Origin of the sequence: Variovorax sp. E3 (genome assembly GCF_016082275.1) — a bacterium.
GTDB lineage: Bacteria > Pseudomonadota > Gammaproteobacteria > Burkholderiales > Burkholderiaceae_C > Variovorax.
The window spans coordinates 1-5,499 of sequence record NZ_MOWM01000273.1 but is presented as its reverse complement, the minus strand read 5'-3'; the positions used below and the strand labels follow the sequence as shown (position 1 = coordinate 5,499).

Genomic DNA, 5,499 nt, shown 5'->3' with positions numbered 1-5,499 from the left:
AGAAATGCGAGGCGAGGCAAGGCTTACTGGTAGCCCTTCGGAAACGGATCCGGCTTGATCAACTCCGCCGATTCCGCCACCACCTTGAACGTCCCGTCCAGCTGCCCTTGCCCGATGCGCGCCTTGCTCCACAGGTGGTGGTTCGCGTCCAGCTTCACGTAGCCTTCCGGCGCCGTCTTCAGCTCGATGCCGGGCGAGCCCGCCACGACCTTGTCCACGTCGAAGCTGCCCGCCTTCTCGACCGCCGCCTTCCACAGCCACGGGCCCAGGTAGCCCGCCTGCGTCACGTCGCCGATCACCGCGTCCTTGCCGTACTTGGCCTTGAAGGCCTCCACGAACTTCTTGTTGTTCGGGTTGTCCAGCGTCTGGAAGTACTTCATCGACGAGTAGAAGCCCGCGAAGTTCTCGCCGCCCACGCCGGTCATTTCGTCTTCGGTCACGGCCAGCGTCAGCAGGAACTGCTTGTCGCCCGTGATGCCCGCGGCCTTGAGCTGCTTGTAGAAGGCCACGTTGGAGCCGCCCACCACGGCCGCGAAGATGCAGTCGGGCTTGGCGACCTTGATCTTGTTGATCAGCGAGTTGAAGTTGGTGTGGCCCAGCGGGTAGTACTCCTCGCCCTTCACGGAGCCCTTCTGGAAGTTCTCGATGTGCTTGCGCGCGATCTTCATCGAGGTGCGCGGCCAGATGTAGTCGGAGCCCACCAGGAAGAAGGTCTTGGCCTTCTTCTCCTTGGCGCCCCAGTCCAGCCCCCAGATGATCTGCTGCGTGGCTTCTTGCCCCGTGTAGATCACGTTCTTGCTCTGCTCCAGGCCTTCGTAGAAGGTGGGGTAGTACAAGAGGCCGTTCTCTTTCTCGAACACCGGCAGCACGGCCTTGCGCGAGGCGCTGGTCCAGCAGCCGAACACGGCCGCGCAGTGGTCGTTGACCAGCAGCTTCTTCGACTTCTCGGCGAAGGTGGGCCAGTCGGAGGCGCCGTCTTCCTTGATGACCTTGATCTTGCGGCCCAGCACGCCGCCCATGGCGTTGATCTGGTCGATGGCCAGCTGCTCGGCCTGGATCGAGCCGGTCTCCGAAATGGCCATGGTGCCGGTCGACGAATGCAGCTGGCCCACCGTCACTTCGGTGTCGGTCACGGCGAGCTTGGTGGTGTTGACCTTGGCCGTGGGGAACTGCGCCGACTGGCCGAAGCTCAGGCCGCTCAGGCCCATCACTGGCAGCGCGGCGGCGCCCTGCAGCAGACGGCGGCGGCGCAGTGCCAGGGCATCGAGAGAAGAAGGATCGGAATCACGCGACATCAGGAAACTCCAGGCAGTTGAAAAACGGGTGGGCCGCGCACCATCGCAGTGCGTCGGAAGGTGCTGCGAGCACCATGGCTGGTACTTTAGAAATCACCCGGGTTTGCGCGAATACGTCATTCAACGTAGCGGCGGGAACCTGCCCTGCCCGCAGACTCGCGAGCACGGCCACGCCGGAAGAAACCGGAAGAAAGGCGCAGGGAGCGCTTCTTGCTCTACCCGCCTCATGCCCATGCCGCCGCCGCGAGAACCCGCCATGCAATCCGTCTCCGGACAGAAGATCTACCGCATCCGCCGCGACTACAACGCCTGGGTCGCGAACGAAACGCTGGAGGACTACGCGCTGCGCTACACGCCGCGCAGCTTTCGCAAGTGGTCGGAGTTCCGCGTGGCCAACGCGGCCTTCGGCGCCACCTCGTTCCTGGCGCTGGAAGCCATCGGCGGGGTCATCGCGCTGAGCTACGGGTTCTCGAACGCGCTGTGGGCCATCCTGGTGGTGGGGCTCATCACTTTTCTCACGGGCCTGCCCATCTCGTATTACGCGGCGCGGCACGGCGTCGACATGGACCTGCTCACGCGCGGCGCGGGCTTCGGCTACCTGGGCTCCACGCTCACCTCGCTGATCTACGCGAGCTTCACCTTCATCTTCTTCGCGCTGGAGGCCGCCATCCTTGCGCTGGCGCTGAAGATGTACCTGGACTGGCCGCTGCCGCTGCTGTACGTGGTGTCGTCGATCGTCATCATTCCGCTGGTGGCGCGCGGCATCACGCTCATTTCGGGGCTGCAGTTGTGGACGCAGCCGATCTGGATCGCGCTGTTCGTCTGCCCCTTCGCGGCCGTGATGCTGAAGAAGCCCGAGCTGCTTGCCGACTTCACCAGCCTGAGCGGGCGCGTGTCGCAAAGCAGCGGCTTCGACCCGCTGATGTTCGGCGCCGCGGCGGCCGTGGCCTTCTCGCTGGTGGTGCAGATCGGCGAGCAGGTCGACTACCTGCGCTTCCTGCCCGAGAAGACCGCCGCCAACCGCCGCCGCTGGTGGACCGCGGTGCTGGTGGCCGGGCCGGGGTGGATCGTGCCGGGCATGCTCAAGATGATGGGCGGCGCGTTCCTCGCGTTCCTGGCGCTGCAGCACGAGATCACGTTCACGCACGCCATCGAGCCTACGCAGATGTACCTCACGGGCTTCTCGTACGTGCTGCGCGATCCGGCCTGGGTGCTGGCCGTCACGGTGCTCTTCGTGGTGATCTCGCAGATGAAGATCAACCTCACCAATGCGTATGCGGGTTCGCTGGCGTGGTCGAACTTCTTCGCGCGGCTCACGCACAGCCATCCGGGGCGCGTGGTGTGGCTGGTGTTCAACGTCGCCATCGCGGTGCTGCTGATGACGCTCGACGTGTTCGGCGCGCTGGAGCGCGTGCTCGGGCTCTACAGCAACATCGCCATTGCCTGGGTCGGCGCGCTGGTGGCCGACCTGGTCATCAACAAGCCGCTGGGCTGGAGCCCGAAGACCATCGAGTTCAAGCGCGCGCACCTGTACGACATCAACCCGGTGGGGCTGGTGGCCATGCTGGTGGCGGCGGCGCTGGCCATGCTGGCGTACTCGGGCGCGCTGGGCCAGTGGGCAAAGGCCTTCTCGCCGTTCATCGCGCTGGCCACGGCCATGCTCGTGTCGCCGCTGCTGGCGTGGCGCACGCGCGGGCGCTACTACCTGGCGCGCACCGACATCGACCGCTGGGCGCCGGGCCAGAGCGTGAAGTGCTCGGTGTGCGACAACAGCTTCGAGTCGGAAGACATGGCGCACTGCCCGGCCTACAGCGCGCCGATCTGCTCGCTGTGCTGCACGCTCGAATCGCGCTGCCACGACCGCTGCAAGACCGATTCGCGCGCGGCCGACCAGATGAGCGGCTGGCTGCAGGCGTTGCTGCCGCCGGCGCTGTCGGCGCGGCTGAACTTTCGCGTGGCGCACTACCTGCTGGTGGCCGCGTCGCTGATCGCGCTGCTGGCCACGGTGGTCGGCGTGGTCTATGCACAGGAAGCCATCACGGGCACCGGCAACGCGGCGCTGGCCATGCCCTTCCTGAAGGTGTTCGCGCTGCTGTCGGTGGTGGTCGCGGTGGCCGCGTGGTGGGTGGTGCTGGGCAGCGAGAGCCGGCAGATGGCGCAGGAAGAATCGAGCCGCCACAACAACCTGCTCGCACTCGAGATCGAGGCGCACCGCCGCACCGACGCCGCGCTGCAAACCGCCAAGGAAGCCGCCGAGGCCGCGAACCAGGCCAAGACGCGCTACGTGGCCGGCATGACGCATGAGCTGCGCACGCCGCTCAACAGCATCCTGGGTTATTCGCAGATCCTGCTGAAAGGCGATGCCGTGTCGCCGCCGCGCGACGCGGTGCAGACCATCCACCGCAGCGGCGAGCACATGCTCGGGCTCATCGACGGCCTGCTCGACCTGGCGCGCATCGAGGCCGGCCGGCTGCAGCTGGAGCCGGCGCCGCTCGCGCTGCCGGCCTTTCTGGACCAGCTCGTGCACATGGTGCGGCCGCAGGCCGAGAACAAGGGCCTGGCTTTCGTCTACACGCACGCCGGCCGGCTGCCGCCGTGGGTGCATGCGGACGCCAAGTGGCTGCGGCAGATCCTCATCAACCTGCTGGCCAATGCCGTGCGCTTCACCGACAGCGGCACGGTCACGCTGCATGTCGATGCGCGCCGCGAAGTGCTGCGCTTCGACGTGGTCGACACCGGCATCGGCGTGGCGCCGCAGGACCACCAGCGCATCTTCCTGCCCTTCGAGCGCGGCGCGGCGGGCCGCCGGCGCGGCGAGCCGGGCACGGGGCTGGGCCTGACGATCACCGGGCTGCTCACGTCGCTGATGGGCGGCGAGCTCAAGCTTGCGCAGACCTCGTCGGCGGGCAGCACCTTCAGCGTGCGCGTGTACCTGCGCGCGGTGGCCGACCCCGGCCCGCAGGCCAAGGCCGGCGCCCTGCGCCAGCCGGTGTCGGGCTACCTGGGCGCGCGCCGCACACTGCTGGTGGTCGACGACCAGCCGGTGCAGCGGCAGATGCTGGCCGGCATGCTCGCGCCGCTGGGCTTCGACGTGCGCGAGGCCGCCAGCGGCACCGAGTGCCTCGACAGCCTGCGCGAAGAGCTGCCCTCGGCCATCCTGCTGGACCTGACGATGGACGACATGGACGGCTGGCAGACCGCCACGTCGGTGCGCGCGGCGGGCTTCCACGACATCCCGATCGTCATCGTCTCGGCCAACATGTTCGAGAACCAGGCCGACCGGCTGCAGGCGGCGGGCTGCCAGGCCTTCGTCGGCAAACCGGTGATCGAGTCGGAACTCATCGCCACGCTGGAGCGGCACCTCGGCCTCGAATGGCTGCTGGCCAGCGACACGCCGCCGCCCGTCGCCGACGACGACACGCCGCCGCGCCCGCGCCAGCTCGCGCTGTCGGAAGACGACCGCGCCGAACTCATGCGCCTGGTGCAGATGGGCCATGTGCGCGGCCTGCACACGGCGCTCGACCGGCTGGCCGCCGCATCGCCCTCGGCGGCCACCACCTGCACCTGGCTGCGCGGCATGGCCACGCGCTTCGAACTCGACAACCTCCGCAACGCACTGGCAGAAGATGCAGACACCCTCGCCCCTTGAATCGCCCGCCGAACGCCCCGTGGTGCTGGTGGTCGACGACGCGCCCAGCAGCCTGGGCATGCTGTGCGACACGCTGGAGGCCAGCGGCTACACCGTGCTGGTGGCGGCCGACGGCGAGGCTGCGCTCCAGCGGCTCGAGCTGGTGGTGCCCGACGCGATCCTGCTCGACGGCCTGATGCCCGGCCTCTCGGGCTTCGAGACCTGCCGCCGCATCAAGGCCGACCCGGCGCTCGCGCACATCCCGGTGCTGTTCATGACGGGCTTGTCGGAGACCGCGCACGTGGTCGAGGGCTTCGAGTGCGGCGGTGTCGACTACGTGGTCAAGCCCATCCGTGCGCAAGAGGTGCTGGCGCGGCTGCACACGCATGCGCGCAACGCCCGCATCACGCGCATGGCGCGCGACGCGGTCGACGTGGCCGGCATGGGCGTGGTGTTCGTCGATACGCGCGGGCGCATCGCGTGGCGCTCGCCGCAGGCCGCGCTGTGGCTGCATGCGCTCGAAGACCCGGTGGCGCCGGGGCTGCTGCCCGCGTCGCTCGAACCGGCGCTGGCGGC

At 68.2% G+C, this 5,499-nt stretch carries 3 protein-coding genes; 2 read left to right on the top strand and 1 reads right to left on the bottom strand.

Going from position 1 to position 5,499, the window contains the following annotated elements; translation table 11 throughout:
* Positions 1–23: 23 nt before the first annotated feature.
* Positions 24–1,295: an urea ABC transporter substrate-binding protein gene (gene urtA / locus BMG07_RS39695; RefSeq protein WP_198089070.1), complete on the bottom strand. Its 1,272-nt coding sequence runs from the start codon at positions 1,293–1,295 to the stop codon at positions 24–26.
* 256 nt (positions 1,296–1,551) lie between these two features.
* On the opposite strand from urtA, the gene BMG07_RS39690 reads away from it, so the two are divergent.
* Both BMG07_RS39690 and BMG07_RS39685 read left to right on the top strand, forming a co-directional pair.
* A complete protein-coding gene (locus tag BMG07_RS39690) occupies positions 1,552–4,944 on the top strand; it encodes an ATP-binding protein (protein WP_269759869.1) in 3,393 nt (1,130 codons plus the stop codon).
* The coding region (locus BMG07_RS39685) for a response regulator (RefSeq protein WP_198089068.1) at positions 4,922–5,499 on the top strand (578 nt) is incomplete at its 3' end. The genes BMG07_RS39690 and BMG07_RS39685, both read left to right, overlap by 23 nt.